The sequence below is a fragment of the Aquimarina besae genome (assembly GCF_042434905.1).
Lineage (GTDB): Bacteria > Bacteroidota > Bacteroidia > Flavobacteriales > Flavobacteriaceae > Aquimarina.
Genome location: NZ_CP170199.1, coordinates 4086934 through 4103998, shown reverse-complemented (window position 1 = coordinate 4103998; position 17065 = coordinate 4086934). Strand labels below are relative to the sequence as shown.

Below are 17065 nucleotides of genomic sequence, written 5' to 3'. Positions count from 1 at the left end.
GTGAAAAAACCACTCCCTTTTAAAGATCTTATATAAATAGGTATGTATTAAACCCACTCGTTTGTATGCTCACCATTTCCGATTGAAATTTCTCTAGCAGAAATAGTCAATCTTTCAGTCATAGGATTTTTTCCAGTTGCATCAAAATTTTCAACATATTTTACTGCGTAAGCATCAACGAAATTAAGTTCTTTTGAAGTCGCTTCAGTATCTCTCTTTAAAAATACTATAGAACCGCTTCTCATTTCAAAATTATTGAACATCCAATCAGACAGGCTAGTGTCAGAAGTAGATTCTACTTCGATAGTAATCATACCTCCTCTGGTTACAGAAGAAGGACGTCCTGTTGCATCAGTTTCTTGCGATAATCCGTAATTAGTACTTAAAACGTTGTACTCTTTTCCTCCTACTTTTAATTTAGCTTTAAAAGACATAATAAATAAATTTTAATTAATAATAATAATAATAAAGATTATAATAAATGTAACTTGTACACGGTAAAGATAAAAAAATAATAGAAAGTGTTACCCTTGTACTTTGAGCAAGGTGTGTAAAATCAGTAAATTAGGAAAGAAAAGGACTACACGGTTTTCAGGGAATTTACACTTTATCACGAAGTTTATCTGCAAAAAAAAAGATCTTAACGAGAAATTTTGGATCTTTTTTTAACAAAAATTTAACATCTGTTTTTTAGGCTCTTTTACAGATGATTATGTCATTTTCCTTGATGTTGTTCCCTTCTATAGTTCTGGTAAAGTCAACATGACTCTGTACACCCATCCAGTTGGGTTTGGTGTAGAAAATCCATCCATAAGGGTTGTTTTTATCATCGAGGAACTCGATTTCTCCCTCAGGGTGTCTATCGTTATAATCATTAATAAAGAAATAGAAAAGCTTGCCGAATTCCATCTTTTCCGGTGCTTTTAATCTAAAGTTACTAAGTTCTTCTATATTTTCTCCTTTATTAAATTCAAAAGAAATAACTAGCGGATTGGCTAATTCTTCATCTTTTGGGTCTTTCATCTTTTTATCAATAGGGTAGAACCATTTTTTGTATATAGGAACCGGTATGGAAACGGCAAACTCATATAGTTTTACCACCATAATCGGAATTAGAAAACAAATAGCAGATGCGGCAAATATATACTTGTATTCTGGCTTATAGATGCCAACTACAAAAAGAAATGTAATGAGACCAATAAAAATCGTCACTATTGTATATAAAAATTCCGGCCAGAAACGAGTAGGATTATTATCTAGTAGGTTAGGAAAAAACTTTCGCATCGTATATACGTGCAGAGTTCCTAAAAGAACAAAGATGATCTGAAATCCTATAAAGTTATTCAGAGGTATATCGTTCAGTACTTTTTCATTACTTAATAAAGCTGTTCCGGCAAATAACAATAGCACCACCAACATATAAAGTAAAAACTTCTTCTTGTTTTTAACAAAGAGTTTTTTTAGCCCGGCAACAACTCCCATTAGTATTGCGCTAACGGCTAATAGTAAAATTCCCACCTTAAAAAAATCAGCATTGAGCGCTGCAGATTGTAATATCAAATTCATATCAAAGTTGTTAGACCCATTCTGGGACTGTTAGTCTCGTGTAATACAAATGTTTCTTCTTTAGTTTCGTATGTTACATTTATTTTTGTGTCTATTTCCATAGGGATAAAATAGTCACAAAAGATAGTAATAAATTTTTTAGTAGCGCCGCTTACTATATACTTATCAATATTTTTTTCGGTTACGGGACCGATGGTGATTTCCCAACAAGGATAGGATATAACGGTCTCCTTCAATTCTAAAACTAGATCAACTCCTAGTTGTTGTTGGTTAGATCTGTTGTTGATATTTTCGTTTATAGTATGGTACTTTTTGTTAATCGTAACTTTCTCATTTATAATTTTTTCCAGGCTTAAAGCAGTCAATTCAATTTCTCCTGATATTTTGTGCACATAAGGTAAAAGTTGTAACAATTTAATACTGTATTCGGATGGAATTTCGGGATCGAGATTCCAGAATTTTAAAAGAAAATCCGTTTTTAAGTTGGTAAACTCGTTGATTAATTTTCTTTCGTTTTTTTCTATGTTTACCTTTTGAGCGAAAAATTCGTTCTCTAGAGGAGCAAAAAAGGTACGAGCCTCCTTTTCTTGTTTTTTCTGTTTTTGGTGCAGTTCTGTGAAAGATATGCTGCTTTTTGCTTTTACCGGCTCGTGAAAAAGACCTTCGGGCAAGGTGTCATAAAGACCGTTTCTTGCTAGATTAAACTGTAACTTATCTGTATTTCTTGAATAAGAATCAACCTTAAAATCAATTACATCTCTCCTGTAAGATCTGGAAAATGTACTCTGATTGAAAATATCTATATCAGTTAAATCTAAATCAGAATTTTCTAAAATCTCTGTTACAAAAATTTCAGCTTTAAGATTTTGATAAGTACTGATTAGTTCTTGATAAACTTCTTGTACTTGGTTGTTGCTCATTCGTTTAGTTGGTGTAAAGAATGTTGTTAGGTTTAATTCTCAGTAGTGTTATTGCTAAATTTAGGTTTTTTTCCTCCGGCTACAAACATTCTTTTCCAAGGTTGTTTCTGTAGATTACTTATTTGTACTCCGTTCCCTCCTGAATTTCCTTTTCTGGAAGTAGAATGCACAAATCTATCATTACCAAGATAGAATCCTACATGGGTTATTTCTCTGAACTCAGATCCTCTATTGTTAAAAAAGATCAGATCTCCCTGTTTTAGATTGTGTAGTCCTTTAAATTTATTAGTGTCAGGTGCATCGAATTGTTTTTGAGCCGTACGCTCTATTAAATTACCATATACATCGTGAAATATATACTGCGTAAAATATGAACAATCGATTCCGTCTTTAGTATTTCCTCCAAGTTTATAAGGAGCATTCATCCATTCGTCTATAAACTCAAATAATGCAATATTATCAATTTCTTTAGGTGGAACTCCAAGAATGGCTCCATATTTTTTCTGAATTGGTAATATAGCATTTTGTTTTGCCATTGCGATAGAATCTCTTCTTGCCTGCGCTAATGCCTCTTCTTCTGCTTTTTTGGCACCTCCACAACTCATCGCCCCAACAATAATAACTAATAAAATTATTGCTCTATAAATTGTACTCATGTTTGTAATAAAATTTACACAAATATAAAAAACTTATGGTTATTTACTACTCTTCATGTGTTGATAACATTAAAATAAAATGAGAAAATAAGAGATTATCATTTTTTTAGTTACTTTATTGAATTAAGGAGTGCTGATAAATAAAATCTTTATTAAATTGCATTTACTAAATAAGGTTAAATAAGGCGCACAAATTATTTATATGATTACTTCCTATTATAAATTACCGTTGGATACTTTTAGGATTGTTAAAAATAAAGAAATTGAGGGATGTGATCTCACACAATCCATAGTCGGGTATATCCATCTGATTACTACTTCGTATTTTGGAGAATGTACTTTTGATCAATCCTTTGGTTGTTCTATTTGGAATGTCGATTTTGATAATCTTACTAGTACTAATAAGTTAAGAAATACAATCTCTGAATCTCTTGTAGAGAGTATCGTTTCTCAGGAAAAAAGACTTAAAAGAGTTACAGTAGAAGTAGCTATACAACAAGAAGAGTTTAAAAACAGAGGAAATTTAAACAGAATTAAGAAACGTGTTGACATAAAAGTGAATGGTGTTGTTAGCAGGACTAATGAGCAATTCTCTTGCCTAGAAAGGTTTTATATAGCTCCGCTTTCATTTTAAATGGTTTATGAGTGTAGAAAATAAGGTTCAGATTAAGAACAGAATGATTAAAAAGGCAGCTTCGCTTTGGGGAGTGTCGCCTAATGAAATAGAAAGCTCTTTTGATCCGGTAGTATCGCTACTGATAGCAGCATGTGCTTCAGAAATAGAAAAAATCTCTAGTGAGATTGATAATTCCCAAACGCGAATAACGGAGCGTTTGATTCAATTAATGACTCCCGAAACTTTATATGGGTCTCGTCCTGCACACGGAATTATTTATGCTGAGCCCATTGAGAAAAAAACGACCATAACACCTGAGCATTTACTGTATTACAAGAAAAGGGTAAAGACGAAAAATGCAAGCAACGAATTAAAAAACATATATTTTTCACCAATTCAACAAGGACAGCTGATTGATGCTTCTATTGAAAGGATGATATGTGGAAATAAAATGTATGAACTAGAAGGTAAAAGAAAAAATATCGGTTCGTTACCGATGAATCGAGGTGGGTTGCCACCGTCTACATTGTATCTTGGGATAAAATCAGATCACGACAAAATTTCTCTTAAAGATGTGTCTTTTTACTTCGAATTGTTAGACGTTCAGGAAAATGAACTCTTTTATCACCATCTAAAAAATGCCGTTTTCAGTTTTGAGGGAAAATCAATTGATGTTTCGTCAGGATATTTTAATAGTGATATATCCAACCGTATAAATCTGGAATCTATATTTAATTATAAGCCAAACAAAACTAGAAATATTGAGGAACAGATAAAGAAACTTTACAAAAAGCACTTTATTTCTATCAAATCAAATATTTTACTTAGCTCAAAATCTAAAGTGCCAGAAGAATTTTCTAACTTTATAGATGAAAAAGCTCTCGAAGAATTAGCAGACTTTAATTGGATAAAAATTGAATTTCCAAGAATAATAGATGATACTATTTTGGAAAGTGTTTTCTGTACCTTTAATGCTTTTCCGGCTTTAAACAGAAAATGGGAAAGCATATCGTACCAGCTGAAAGATTATATTGATATTGTACCAATTAGTACTCAGGATTTATTTCTTGATATAAAATCAATTTCAAATACTTCGGGTAAAGAATATAGGTTAAGAGAAAATGACTCTTCGATGGATGATAAAGGTACCTATGTCATTCGAAGAGATAATGTCAGTAAATTAGATTATAGAAAGGCTAGAGAATATTTACTACATTTAATAGAATTACTAAAAGATGAAAGCGCTTCGTTTTCTTTTTTTGGAAATGATTTTTTACAGTCTAATATCAATGAGCTCAACCAAAACATATCGCTTTTAGAGAAGAAAGTATCCGATATGAAAAAGACTTCAGAGGAGACTAATTACATTTCGGTAAAACCTTACAAGAAAAAAGATACGTTGTTGGTTGATTATTGGGTGACAAATGGTGAAGATGCCAATCAGATCAAATCCGGTAATTCATTGAGTATTTATCAAGGAAGCGATCTTAAGCAAAAGGGAAGCTTGTTTTTGACCTCCACCTTTCAAGGAAAGAATAACCTTGGGATGGAAGAAAGGCTAAACGCCTATCGCAGAGCATTATTATCCAGAAACAGGATAGTGACTAGAGAAGATGTAAAAGCACTTTGTTATGAGTTATGCAGTAATAAGGTAAAAGAAGTCAAGGTGTCTAAAGGATTCAAAACAGATATCCATATTTCTAAAGGCCTTATACCTTGTATAGAGGTGGTGTTATTTGCAAATGATAAGGTAACTACATCTTCTGATGAATGGAACTCTTTAAAGAGTAATATTATGTCTATTTTGGAACAACAATCGTTAAATGTTTTTCCATATAAGATTACAGTAATCGAATAAATTTTTTGAAAACAAATAGTAATGAGCACATCAAGTAACAAAACAAATTATCATTTAGATAAAAGTGTCATATTGTTTTTTATCATAACAATATTAGTGACGGCAACAGTTTTTGCCTTCAAGTATGTTAATTATACTCCTTGTATGATAGTGGATTTTTCATTTGAGGATAAAGAAGTAAGAGTCGATGAATCCATCGCATTTGAAGACAAAACGGTAGGAGCAACAGAATGGAAATGGGATTTTGGTGACAGTACTGTAACCGATACCAGAAGAAATCCATATCATACATACAAAAGACCGGGAGATTATAACATCTCCTTGATTGTAAATGGTAAATGTCCCAAAATCCAAAAAATTACTGTTTTAGAGAAGAAAGAAGTTCTGGATCCTCTAAAGAAAGCTAAGTTTAAAATTCTTACTCCAAAAATCAGAGTTGGTGAAAAACTAAAAGTAGAAGATAATACACTTAACGCAAGAACCTGGGAATGGAATTTTGAAGATGCTTTGGGTGGTACCTCCAAAGAAAAAAATCCAGAGTACGTGTATAATACAGAAGGTAAGAAGACGATTACTCTTATTGTAAACGGAGAACTAAAGTATGCCACTACACAAACCATAGAGGTTTTACCTAAAAAAGAAGAAAGAATTATCAGGGATGAGACAGTAGTAAGAGATGTTTCTACAATTCCAATTGATCCAATTGGAGAAGACCCAATCGACGAGGATCCAAAAGACGAGTTTAAGGCTCCTTTTATCAACAAAGATTCTTTTAAGGCAAAATTAATTTTGGTGTCGACCAAAAAAGCGAGTGCTAAAGATTTTAGGGAATATCTTTGTGGTAATCTTGATTTACCGATAATTGTAAATAGAAAACGTACTACTTTTATTGAATTTTGCGAAAAAATTAAAGGAAGAGGTATCAAGATCAAAGAATTAGAATTAACTCACGAAAAAAACAACTGTATAAAGAACATTGTAGTAGATTATAAGAAGACGAGTCTCTTTTAGTTAAATGTTCAGTAAAAAGTATATTTTAAAAAGATGGAATCAATAAACAAAAATCATCATCGTGTCAACTGGATTGACGGTATGAAGATCAATAAGAATCATTTTATTGAAGCAGATAATGCATTTACCAATTTTTCGCAATTAATAGGTTCTAAAGATATTAATGGAATCAATTATGGTTTGTTGCCAGATTTAGCAGGAGATGATGCTGTTGATATGATTTTTTCTATGGATGGTCAGGATACTATAAAGATTCAGCTTAATAGATGCAGGGCGGTAACAAAAGGAGGGTATATTATCAATATAACTCCGGAAATATCTTCTTCTTTAGAACAAAAAGGAAGTATTATAAGTACAGAATATACGATCAACCGTTCTGAGGAAGAATGTTATATTGTTCTTAGTGTAGATCCTTATGGAAGAATTCCTGTTGGTGATGCAGACCCTGAAGAAGAACCTCCAAGACATCCTTTTGTTTTACCGGAGTATGGTCTTAGCGTGATCAATATGGCCGAAGCCAATGAAGAAGAATTTGGTAAACATCATATCACTATTGGTAAAATTGAATTTACCGATGGAGTAGCTGCATTAGCAGAAGATTTTATTCCACCCTGTGTTTCTATTCAGAGCCATCAGGATCTACGATATATTTATACAGAAATTCATACGTTTTTCAATGCTATTGAAAAATATTCTATGAATATCATCCAAAAGATACATCAAAAAAAACAATCTAATGAATTGGCAACTATGGTGTTGACTTTAACTCAACATAGCTTGCAATATTTGGGAGGTATGTTACCTGAATTCAGATTGTATGATAGACATCTTCCTCCGGTTACTATGATTACAAAACTTATGGCACTTGCCAGAGTGATAAAAAATAGTATGGATGTGTATGTCGGAACGGGAAAAGAAGAGTTGTTAAATTATTTATCTGATTGGTGTGATTTAAATCAGGGTGCATTCGAGAACGTACTGATAGAAATGATGGACTTAGAATATCAACATACAGATATTAATAAGGCTTTACATAACGTTTCGAGCTTTACTAAATTAATGCTTTCTTTATTTAAAAAATTAAATGAGCTTGATTATATTGGTAAAAAATCAGATTCTAATATCTTTGTTAAAGAAGAGGTTATTGCTAAACCAGACGTTAAAAACAGACGTAGTTTCTTATTAGATTAATGTGAGATAAATAATAATATAATTTTTAAAAATGAAACCAAAGAACAGTAAAGAAAGAAGAAATAGTATTTTAAAATTTGCCTTATTATTTTTATTTACGGTAGCATTAATTGTAACTGCATTCTTTTTTGATTTTGACAGAGTTCCGTTATGGGATAATAAAGTGTTGAGAGAAAGTTTAACTGCGATCGAGGATGATGTCAGATTTCAAAAAGATTTTTCTAAAGGGATGTTTAAAGTAGAAAAATTGATTGACTCTTTGAACAGACCCGGTAAAGAAGAAGATTTGTATTATATCAACAGATCCTTAGAGTCTGAAATAGGAGATCTAAGTGAAACTATTGATCCTAATGATACGACCTATAGGTATAAAATGTATGTCAACATCGTAAGTTCTTACAGGCAAATTAAAGAAATGAAAGCGTTATTAGCTAAGCAAAAGAAAGAGTTCGAAAAACTTGAAGAATATAAAACAGCATTACGTGAGACCCAGGATAGACTGGAACGAGCGCAAAGTGATTTAGATTTGTGTAGAGCTAGATCAAGATAAAGTAAGAATAACAGATAGCTTAAACACAAAAGGTGTGTGATCTAGATCACACACCTTTTGTGTTTAAATATTATATCAATAAAAGATATAGAATACTAAGGCTCTCTTGCTTTTAGCCAGTTTTCTCGTTTCAACAAAGCTTTTTTGCCCGGTTTAGAGAACTGGGTAATTTCTACCTCAGGACTCACATCCAATTTGACCAATACCTTTTTTTCTTCTCCTAATCTTCTGTAAACAATCGTAGCTTTTTTGCCTGGTTTGTATTTATTCAATACTTCGTTAAACTGATCTATGTCAGAGAAAGATTGGTTATCTATAGCGATGATAATATCGTCTTTCTCAAGACCGGCTATGTATGCTGGAGTTCCTTTTCTTACATATTCTGAGATAACTGCATTGTCGTCCTCGTTGAATTTAATTTCACAACCTAGATATGCTTTTTTGCTATCTGTCTTTGGGTAAATAGCTACAGATCCTAACAGTTTTTTAAAATCAGGAGTTTGGCTGTCAAATATATATTGTTCAAAGAAATCATCGGCAAAAGACTCTCCTGCGTATTCTCTAAGAGTGAAAAACAAATTCTCAATGGTGTAGGGAATCTCTGTTTTTCCGTATTTTGTCCATACTAGTTTTAGATAATCATCTAGGTTCAAATCATCTTCATCTCTTAAAGCAAGATCAAGTGCAAGTCCCAGCATGCTTCCATATGAATAATAAGATACAAAAGTGTTTTCTCTGTTTGTAGGGTCAACAGAGGTAGCTGCATCTACAAATGGAGCCTGATAACTCATTTCTATAGGATTATAATATTGTAAAGCGGGCGAGTTCCAAACGTAGTTATACGTTTTACTCAATCCTTCTATATATTCATCTTGAGTAATAATACCGGCTCTACACAGAATAAGATTAGTGTAGTAGCTGGTAAAACCCTCGGCAAACCATAACTCACCAGACATATTTGTCTTTTCAAAGTCAAAAGGCTCTAATGAAATAGGACGAATACGTTCTACATTCCAAGCATGAAAAAATTCGTGGGCTACTGTACCAATGTTTTTCTTCATTCCTCCATCTGCTAAACTTCTAGTACTTGTTAATACCGTCGAGTTGCGGTGTTCCATTCCATCTCCTGATACATTTGGCATATAACAGGCTAAGAAGGTATATTCACCATAATCAAAGTTTGGAAAATCTCCGAAAACAGCCTTCTCCTGATCAACAATCAATTTAATCTGTTCAAAATATTGATCGGCTTCCTCTTCAGTTCCCTGATGATGTAAAGCTAGTCGAATGATGTATTCAGTACCACGAGACTCTAACGTATATTCCTTGATTGTGTGATTACTTATCTCTGCAGGACTGTCCATAAAATACTGAAGATTAGGAGCCAAAAATTTATTTCCTCCCAGCGGTATCAATTGGGTAGCTACTTTCCAGTTAAGATCTTCTCTTACTAAATAGGTAACCTGTACTGGGCGATCCTTTAAAGTAGGGATGTACATAAAAGTTGCAGGAATGTTTAAATGCGCATGAGTTTCATCTATTTGCGAATAAGTTCCATCTGCTCTGTCGGCAAATAATGTGTAACTAACATTTAATGTTCCGTCGTGCCCTGAGACATCCCATTGATAAGGATTAGGTCTTGTTACGGTCACGTCTTTGCCTCTGCTGTCCGTAATTTTCACATCATAAACATTTTTAGCAAATTCATGCAAAGCATATCTACCGGGAGAGGTTCTGCTCATTCTAAGCGAAATAGTACCACTTTCTAAATTAGAAAATATCGCCTTAACATTAGCCTCGTGATGCACAGCATTTTCAAAAGAAATTTGATATTCGTTTCTTACCTGAGTATATCCAGATTGAATCGTTATGAGAGATAAGAATAAAAGAAAAAATCGAAAGGATTTCATTAAAACGGTTTTTGGTTAAAAGATACGTGCTACTATTATTGGTAAAAATAATCATATTTATTTACCGAAAAGCAATTGAGGAAGTTCAAAATATTATTATGGGGCTTTCTAATGGTTCGAAACGAAATTCCAAATCATTATGAAGCTCAAAAATACAACAAAGTCTTAATTGCACAAATAATCAGAATGGAAATCGATCATAGCTCCAAAAGACTCGATGAATTCAAGATTTTACTAAATCAAAGTTAGTCATATGTTAATTTTTGTTTAACTTATAGTGTAAATAGTTAAACAATTACGTAGCTTTGATAACGAAAGTTCATGAATCATGCTGATGATGTAATTTTTTATCACGACATAAACAAATTAAATAGTTGTGATGGAACATCACGTCATTGGGATACAATAAAAAACCAAATGAAAATAGAAACAGAAACATTATTGAAGCCAAATGGATATAATTTGAATGGTTTTACGATTGAAGAAATAGGGGACGACCATATCAGTACAGGAGTAGAGACACCAATGAAAGATGATGCGTTTGAAATATCTGATATAGAAAAAAAAGAGCGTATTGCGCAATTATTTGCAGAAATTATGGATGTAATGGGCTTAGATTTAACTGATGATTCATTGAAAGGAACGCCTAAACGTGTTGCAAAAATGTATATTGATGAAATTTTTTCTGGATTAAATCCCAAAAATAAACCTAAAGTAGCATTATTTGATAATAAGTATCAGTATAATCAAATGCTTGTAGAAAAAAATATTACTTTCTATTCTAATTGCGAACATCATTTTGTTCCTATAATTGGCAAAGCCCACGTGGCATATATTTCCTCTGGTAAGGTAATTGGTTTATCTAAACTTAATAGAATTGTACAGTATTTCGCAAAACGTCCTCAAGTACAGGAAAGATTAACAAATCAGATAGCTTTAGAGCTTAAAAAGATTTTAGGAACAGAAGACATAGCTGTTATCATAGACGCAAAACACCTTTGTGTTTCTTCGCGAGGAATTAAAGATGACACGTCTGCAACGGTGACTTCATATTACGGGGGAGTTTTTAATACACCTGATAAAATCACAGAACTGCAAAATTATATAAATAGTTAGTCTGTAAATTTACTACAAAACATTTTTCATATTTTATGCACTATACTAAACAAGAGATTGAGGAAATGGATCGTGTAAAACGACTCAAAATGATAAATGCCGTTTCTGGTATCAAACCAGCTAATCTTATAGGAACTATAGATGATCAAGGTAAAACAAACGTAGCCATTTTTAGTTCGGTAGTGCATCTAGGAAGTGATCCGGCACTTTTGGGATTTATTATGAGACCAGTGGGTGATGTTCCTAGGCACACTTATGAAAACATCAAGGAAAATAGGCAGTACACTATCAATCACATACATCGTTTTTTTGTTAAAAATGCACATTATACTTCTACCAAACTAGATAGAAATGATTCAGAGTTTAAGCATTGCGGTCTTACAGAGGAATATATTTCTGACTTTCGCGCCCCCTTTGTAAAAGAGAGTAGTTTAAAACTAGGGTTAGAATTTGTAGAAGAAATACATATTAGACGTAACGGAACTATTTTAATAATAGGAGAAATTAACCATCTGATATTGCCAAATCATATAGTTAAAGAAAATTTAGAATTGGATCTAAGTATAAATGAAACGGTGGGTATCTCTGGATTAAATTCATATTACGCTCTAGAGAAAATAGCAGAATACCCATATGCAAGAGCGCACGAAATGCCTGACTTTTCGTCAAAATGAGTTTTGTTATTCTAAGATTACTGTTTGATTTTGGATTAGTAATTTTGATATGGTTGGTGCAACTCATTATGTACCCGGGCTTCAGTTATTATCAGAAAGAGAACCTAATGAACTGGCATCAATCCTATACAAAACGTATTGCGGTGGTTGTTATGCCTCTAATGGTAGGACAGTTGGTACTAAGTATCATTCGATTTTATGAGGTCTTTAATGTAAATCATGGTATTGACGCAATATTAGTAGTGGCGGTTTGGATATCAACATTCCTGCAGTTTGTTCCGATCCATAATCGTATATCCAAAGGAGAAATTGCTAGTAAGCTTTTAATTAAACTCGTACGCCTAAATTGGTTGAGAACATCACTCTGGACAATAATCTTTCTATGGAATTTATATCTGATTGTGATATAAAAAGGATAATATCCATTTGGTAAGTCTATAACGTTTATATCTTGTTAAAATAGGATCTTTAGAATAATTTTGTTTAATTATTTTGTAAATTTATTAAACATTTTAAAATGAAAAAATCAAATCTTCCTGTAAAAGTTTGTGTGGTATGTAATAGACCGTTTTCTTGGAGAAAAAAATGGGAAAAGGTATGGGATGAAGTAAAATATTGTAGTAATAGATGTAGGAATAATAGACAGAAGGTAAATAGCTAAAATAAGTAAAATTAATTGTAAAAAAATATGCAGAGTACAGCATTAGTATGGTTTAGAAATGATTTACGAATGACAGATAATCATTCACTACATCAAGCTACATTCAAAAATGATAGAGTGATCGCTGTATTCTTTTTTGACCCAAGATTGTTTGAAAAGGATAGATTTGGATTTAAAAAAACTGAGAGGTTTAGGGCAAAATTTTTAATAGAAAGCATTACCGAATTAAAAGAGAATCTTCAAAAACTTAATATCTCACTCCTGGTTTACCACGATAAACCTGAAGGGGTGCTGCCTAAACTGATAGATAATTATAAAATTAATAATATATATCTTCAAAAAGAATGGACTGAAGAAGAGTTTTCTGTTTTAGAAAAAACAAAAGAAGCAACCAGTAAGTTGAATCTAAATTGGTTCGAAATGTATGACCAGTTTATGTTTCATCCAGATGATATACCCTTTAATTTTGAAGAAATTCCACAAGTATTTACGAATTTCAGGAAGAAGTGTGAAAAATTAGCAGCGGTACGACCAGAGGTTAATGCTAAGAAAATGTTTTCAGAAAACTTAATCACCAATTCAACCCAAGTTCCGACGCTTTCTGATCTTTATTTCGAGAGTTTTGAGATGGACTCAAGGACGGCCTTTCCTTTTAGGGGAGGAGAAAACCAAGCATTGCAAAGAGTCAACGATTATTTTTGGAATACAAAAAGACTATCTTATTACAAAAAAACCAGAAACGGTTTAGTTGGAGAAAATTATAGTTCCAAATTCTCTGCCTGGTTAGCGAATGGATGTATTTCTCCTCGTACAATTTATCATAAATTGAAAGCGTATGAAAAACAGATTGAAAAAAATCAAAGTACCTATTGGTTATTTTTTGAGTTGATATGGAGAGACTTTTTTAAATATGTTTCTTTGAAGCACGGTAGTAATCTGTTTAAGCTAAGAGGAATTCTAAAAAAGGATTATGCTTGGTCCTATGACGATGAAAAAATCAAAGATTGGACTATGGGAGAAACCAATGAGCCTTTTGTAAATGCCAATATGATAGAACTCAAAAATACGGGTTGGATGAGTAATCGGGGAAGACAAAATGTAGCTTCCTATTTTTCAAAAGAGTTAGAGCTGGATTGGAGGATTGGGGCAGCCTATTTTGAGTCACTGTTGATTGACTACGATGTTCATAGTAATTACGGAAACTGGCAATATGTGGCAGGAGTAGGAAATGACCCCAGAGACAGAAAATTTAATATAAGAATGCAGGCAGAACGATATGACCCAAATCAAAAGTTTCAAAACCTTTGGCTGCAACCAACATTATTTTAAGGTATGATATTACGATTAATACTTGGTGATCAACTAAATCATAAGCATTCTTGGTACGAGAATAATCAAGAAGATATTCTATACTTTTTGGCAGAAATGCGCCAGGAAACTGATTATACCACACATCATATACAAAAAGTTGTAGGTTTTTTTCAGAGTATGAGAAACTTTGCTTCGTGGCTTGATAAAAAAGAAAGTAAAGTTTTATACTATACTTTGGATCATAAGGATAATCAACAGGATTTGGTCGCAAATCTTGAAAAATTAATCGAAGAGCATAAAATAACAAAATTTGAATACCAATTTCCTGACGAATATAGACTGGATAAGCAATTAAAAGATTTTTGTAAACAATTATCCATAGATTCAGAATCTTTTGATACCGAACATTTTCTTACCTCGAGAACCGATCTAGCAGAATTCTATGAAGGTAAAAAGCAAATGACTATGGAATATTTTTATCGCCATATGCGAAAAAAATATGACATTATGATGGTCAATGACTCTGATCCTGAAGGAGGGAAGTGGAACTATGATAAAAGCAACCGCAATAAATGGAAAGGAGAACACGAGATACCACACGAGCGCGGTTTTCGAAAGGATGTATCCGACATCGTAAATATGATCAAAGAACACGGAGTTAAAACCATTGGAAATATTGAAGCAACCAATTTCAGCTGGCCAACCTCTAGAGAAGACAGTCTTTCAGTTCTTAATTACTTCTGCAAAAATTTATTGGTGTACTTTGGAGATTATCAGGATGCTATGCATACCGACGAAAATTTCCTCTTTCACAGTCGACTTTCTTTTGCTATGAATAGTAAGATGCTTCATCCTATGGAGGTCATAGAATCTGTAATTAATTACTGGCGAGAACATAAGGAAAATATTGATATTTCTCAGGTAGAAGGTTTTGTGCGTCAGATTCTGGGCTGGAGAGAATATATGCGAGGTATTTATTGGAAAGAAATGCCAGGATATCGCAGAAGTAACAAATTGGATAATCAAAATTCACTACCGGATTTTTACTGGACTGCAGACACCAAAATGAATTGCTTACACCATTCTATTAAACAAAGTCTTGACGATTCTTATGCACATCATATCCAGCGATTGATGATCACAGGTAATTATGCCCTACTAACGATGACACATCCTGATGAGGTGTGTGATTGGTATCTGGGGGTTTATATCGATGCTATCGAATGGGTGGAGATTACTAATACCAGAGGGATGAGTCAATTTGCAGATGGAGGTATTGTGGCTACGAAACCTTACGTTTCCAGCGGAAGCTATATTAATAAAATGAGCAACTACTGTAAGAATTGTCATTATAAAGTTTCTAAAAAAACCGAAGAAGATGCCTGTCCTTTTAATTCCTTATACTGGAATTTTCTAGACGAAAAACAAGAATATTTTAAGGATAATCAACGCATGAGTATGATGATGAGTATGTTGAATAAAAAAGATAGAGACGATTTGGAAGCTCTAAAAAAAAGAGCAAATGATATTATAAAGAACCCCCATGAATATTAGTAAAGAACATATCAATATTGTTTGGTTTAAACGTGATTTAAGGTTACAAGATAATGAGGCTATTCATAATGCTATATCCACAAATACTCCTACGTTGTTGTTGTATGTTTTTGAAAACTCTTTGCAAAAAGATAAACATTATAGTGAGCGCCATTGGAATTTTATAAAACAGTCACTATTCGATCTTAATACGCAATTGATACCCTACAATACAAGAGTTTTGTGTGTGTCTTCAGAAGTTATTCATACTATTGGGACATTACAACAATTTTGGAAAATCGATCAGGTATTCTCGCATCGAGAAACTGGTATTAGAATTACCTACGAGCGAGATAAGGCGTTCTCCAGATTTTGTAAAAACAACTTGATACAGTGGGTTGAAAATGATAATAATGGTATACATAGAGGTCTTAAAAACAGAGAGAGCTGGAGAGAAGATTGTGAGCATTATATGAATCAACCTCAATTTGAATTTAAACCAAAATCAGATAGTTTTATATCAATTGAGAAAATAGCTGAGTTAGAGAAAGTGTTTAAAATCGTTGACCTTTATACAGTACCCAACAAAAACTTTCAACAAGGAGGGACAACCAAGGGATATGAATATTTATCCTCATTCTTTAACGGACGCTATGTAAACTATAGTTTTCATATCTCCAAGCCCGAACTTTCTCGTAAAGGATGTAGTAGATTATCTCCATATTTAGCTTGGGGAAATCTTTCTATTAGACAAGTTTGGCAGTACGCTATAAAACGGAGAGAATCATCAGATAACAAAAAACAAATTGATGCATTTACTTCCCGTTTACAGTGGCAGGTTCATTTTGTTCAAAAGTTTGAGATGGAGGATATCATGGAGTTTGAAAGCATTAACAGTGGTTATAGAAAACTCAAGAAGCAAATTTCTGAAGCATATAAAATTGCTTGGAAAGAAGGTAAAACAGGTTATCCGTTGGTAGATGCTTGCATGAGATGTTTAAAAGAGACCGGATATATCAATTTTAGAATGAGGGCTCTTGTAGTTTCGTTTTTTACTCATAATCTTTGGCAACCTTGGCAGGAAGCCAGCGCGCATTTATCTAGCATGTTTTTAGATTTTGAACCCGGAATTCATTTTCCGCAGTTGCAGATGCAAGCAGGAGAGACAGGAATCAATACCTTAAGGATATACAATCCAGTTAAAAATAGTATAGAACATGATCCTGAGGGAATTTTTATTAAAAAATGGGTGCCAGAATTAAGAAACGTTCCGATTGCGTATATCCATGAACCTCATAAAATGCCTCCATTAGAACAACAGTTTAACAACTTCGAAATAGGAAAAGACTATCCTTTCCCTATTGTAGATATGAATACTACCAGAAAAAAAGCAAGTGATACGTTGTGGCAAATGAAAGAAGATGCTCTTGTTAAAAAAGAGAGTTATAGAATTTTGAAAAAGCATACGCTTCCAAACAGAAAAATATAAATT

At 32.9% G+C, this 17065-nt stretch carries 17 protein-coding genes; 12 read left to right on the top strand and 5 right to left on the bottom strand.

From position 1 onward, the window contains the following. Positions 1-47: 47 nt before the first annotated feature. The 4 genes from tssD to ACE94K_RS18235 all read right to left on the bottom strand — a co-directional run bounded on the left by tssD (position 48) and on the right by ACE94K_RS18235 (position 3142). The gene (tssD, locus tag ACE94K_RS18250; RefSeq protein WP_378175727.1) at positions 48-434 is read right to left on the bottom strand and encodes a type VI secretion system tube protein TssD; all 387 of its coding nucleotides are present in this window, start codon (positions 432-434) and stop codon (positions 48-50) included. A 256-nt stretch (positions 435-690) separates the two neighbouring features. Then, positions 691-1566: a TssN family type VI secretion system protein gene (locus ACE94K_RS18245; RefSeq protein ID WP_378175724.1), complete on the bottom strand. Its 876-nt coding sequence runs from the start codon at positions 1564-1566 to the stop codon at positions 691-693. Beyond that, positions 1563-2486 carry a hypothetical protein gene (locus ACE94K_RS18240; RefSeq protein WP_378175722.1) on the bottom strand — a complete coding sequence of 308 codons (924 nt, stop codon included), beginning with the start codon at positions 2484-2486 and terminating at the stop codon, positions 1563-1565. Before ACE94K_RS18240 ends, ACE94K_RS18245 begins: the two co-directional genes overlap by 4 nt. A 32-nt stretch (positions 2487-2518) precedes the next feature. Further along, a complete protein-coding gene (locus ACE94K_RS18235) occupies positions 2519-3142 on the bottom strand; it encodes a C40 family peptidase (RefSeq protein ID WP_378175719.1) in 624 nt (207 codons plus the stop codon). Positions 3143-3344: 202 nt separating this feature from the next. On the opposite strand from ACE94K_RS18235, the gene ACE94K_RS18230 reads away from it, so the two are divergent. From ACE94K_RS18230 to tssO, 5 genes are read left to right on the top strand one after another with little or no spacing between them, the layout of a single operon-like run. Beyond that, positions 3345-3776 carry a GPW/gp25 family protein gene (locus ACE94K_RS18230; protein WP_378175716.1) on the top strand — a complete coding sequence of 144 codons (432 nt, stop codon included), beginning with the start codon at positions 3345-3347 and terminating at the stop codon, positions 3774-3776. 7 nt (positions 3777-3783) lie between these two features. After that, positions 3784-5616, top strand: a complete 1833-nt coding sequence (locus tag ACE94K_RS18225; RefSeq protein ID WP_378175713.1) for a type VI secretion system baseplate subunit TssF — start codon at positions 3784-3786, stop codon at positions 5614-5616. A 21-nt stretch (positions 5617-5637) separates the two neighbouring features. Beyond that, positions 5638-6627: a PKD domain-containing protein gene (locus tag ACE94K_RS18220; RefSeq protein ID WP_378175711.1), complete on the top strand. Its 990-nt coding sequence runs from the start codon at positions 5638-5640 to the stop codon at positions 6625-6627. 33 nt (positions 6628-6660) lie between these two features. Further along, positions 6661-7818, top strand: coding sequence for a hypothetical protein (locus ACE94K_RS18215; RefSeq protein WP_378175708.1), 1158 nt, complete (start codon positions 6661-6663; stop codon positions 7816-7818). Between the two features lie 31 nt (positions 7819-7849). Next, a complete protein-coding gene (gene tssO, locus ACE94K_RS18210; protein ID WP_378175705.1) occupies positions 7850-8368 on the top strand; it encodes a type VI secretion system TssO in 519 nt (172 codons plus the stop codon). Between the two features lie 95 nt (positions 8369-8463). Here the strand turns inward: tssO and ACE94K_RS18205 are convergent, their stop codons facing one another. Beyond that, entirely contained in the window at positions 8464-10278 is a 1815-nt protein-coding gene (locus ACE94K_RS18205; protein WP_378175702.1) for a M61 family metallopeptidase, read from the bottom strand. A gap of 417 nt (positions 10279-10695) precedes the next feature. Here ACE94K_RS18205 and folE point away from each other — a divergent pair, with 417 nt between their 5' ends. The 7 genes from folE to ACE94K_RS18170 all read left to right on the top strand — a co-directional run bounded on the left by folE (position 10696) and on the right by ACE94K_RS18170 (position 17062). After that, a complete protein-coding gene (gene folE, locus ACE94K_RS18200; protein WP_378184318.1) occupies positions 10696-11394 on the top strand; it encodes a GTP cyclohydrolase I FolE in 699 nt (232 codons plus the stop codon). 35 nt (positions 11395-11429) lie between these two features. Further along, positions 11430-12068, top strand: coding sequence for a flavin reductase family protein (locus tag ACE94K_RS18195; RefSeq protein ID WP_378175699.1), 639 nt, complete (start codon positions 11430-11432; stop codon positions 12066-12068). Beyond that, entirely contained in the window at positions 12065-12478 is a 414-nt protein-coding gene (locus tag ACE94K_RS18190) for a hypothetical protein (RefSeq protein ID WP_378175696.1), read from the top strand. Before ACE94K_RS18195 ends, ACE94K_RS18190 begins: the two co-directional genes overlap by 4 nt. Positions 12479-12585: 107 nt before the next feature. Next, positions 12586-12729, top strand: coding sequence for a DUF2256 domain-containing protein (locus tag ACE94K_RS18185; RefSeq protein ID WP_378175693.1), 144 nt, complete (start codon positions 12586-12588; stop codon positions 12727-12729). Positions 12730-12756: 27 nt separating this feature from the next. Beyond that, complete coding sequence (locus ACE94K_RS18180; protein WP_378175690.1) at positions 12757-14058, top strand: DASH family cryptochrome; 1302 nt, start codon at positions 12757-12759, stop codon at positions 14056-14058. Between the two features lie 3 nt (positions 14059-14061). Further along, complete coding sequence (locus ACE94K_RS18175) at positions 14062-15594, top strand: cryptochrome/photolyase family protein (protein WP_378175687.1); 1533 nt, start codon at positions 14062-14064, stop codon at positions 15592-15594. Continuing rightward, on the top strand, positions 15584-17062 hold the full coding sequence (locus tag ACE94K_RS18170; RefSeq protein ID WP_378175684.1) for a deoxyribodipyrimidine photo-lyase/cryptochrome family protein: 1479 nt from the start codon (positions 15584-15586) through the stop codon (positions 17060-17062). The genes ACE94K_RS18175 and ACE94K_RS18170 overlap by 11 nt, the downstream gene beginning before the upstream one ends. Positions 17063-17065: the final 3 nt, after the last annotated feature.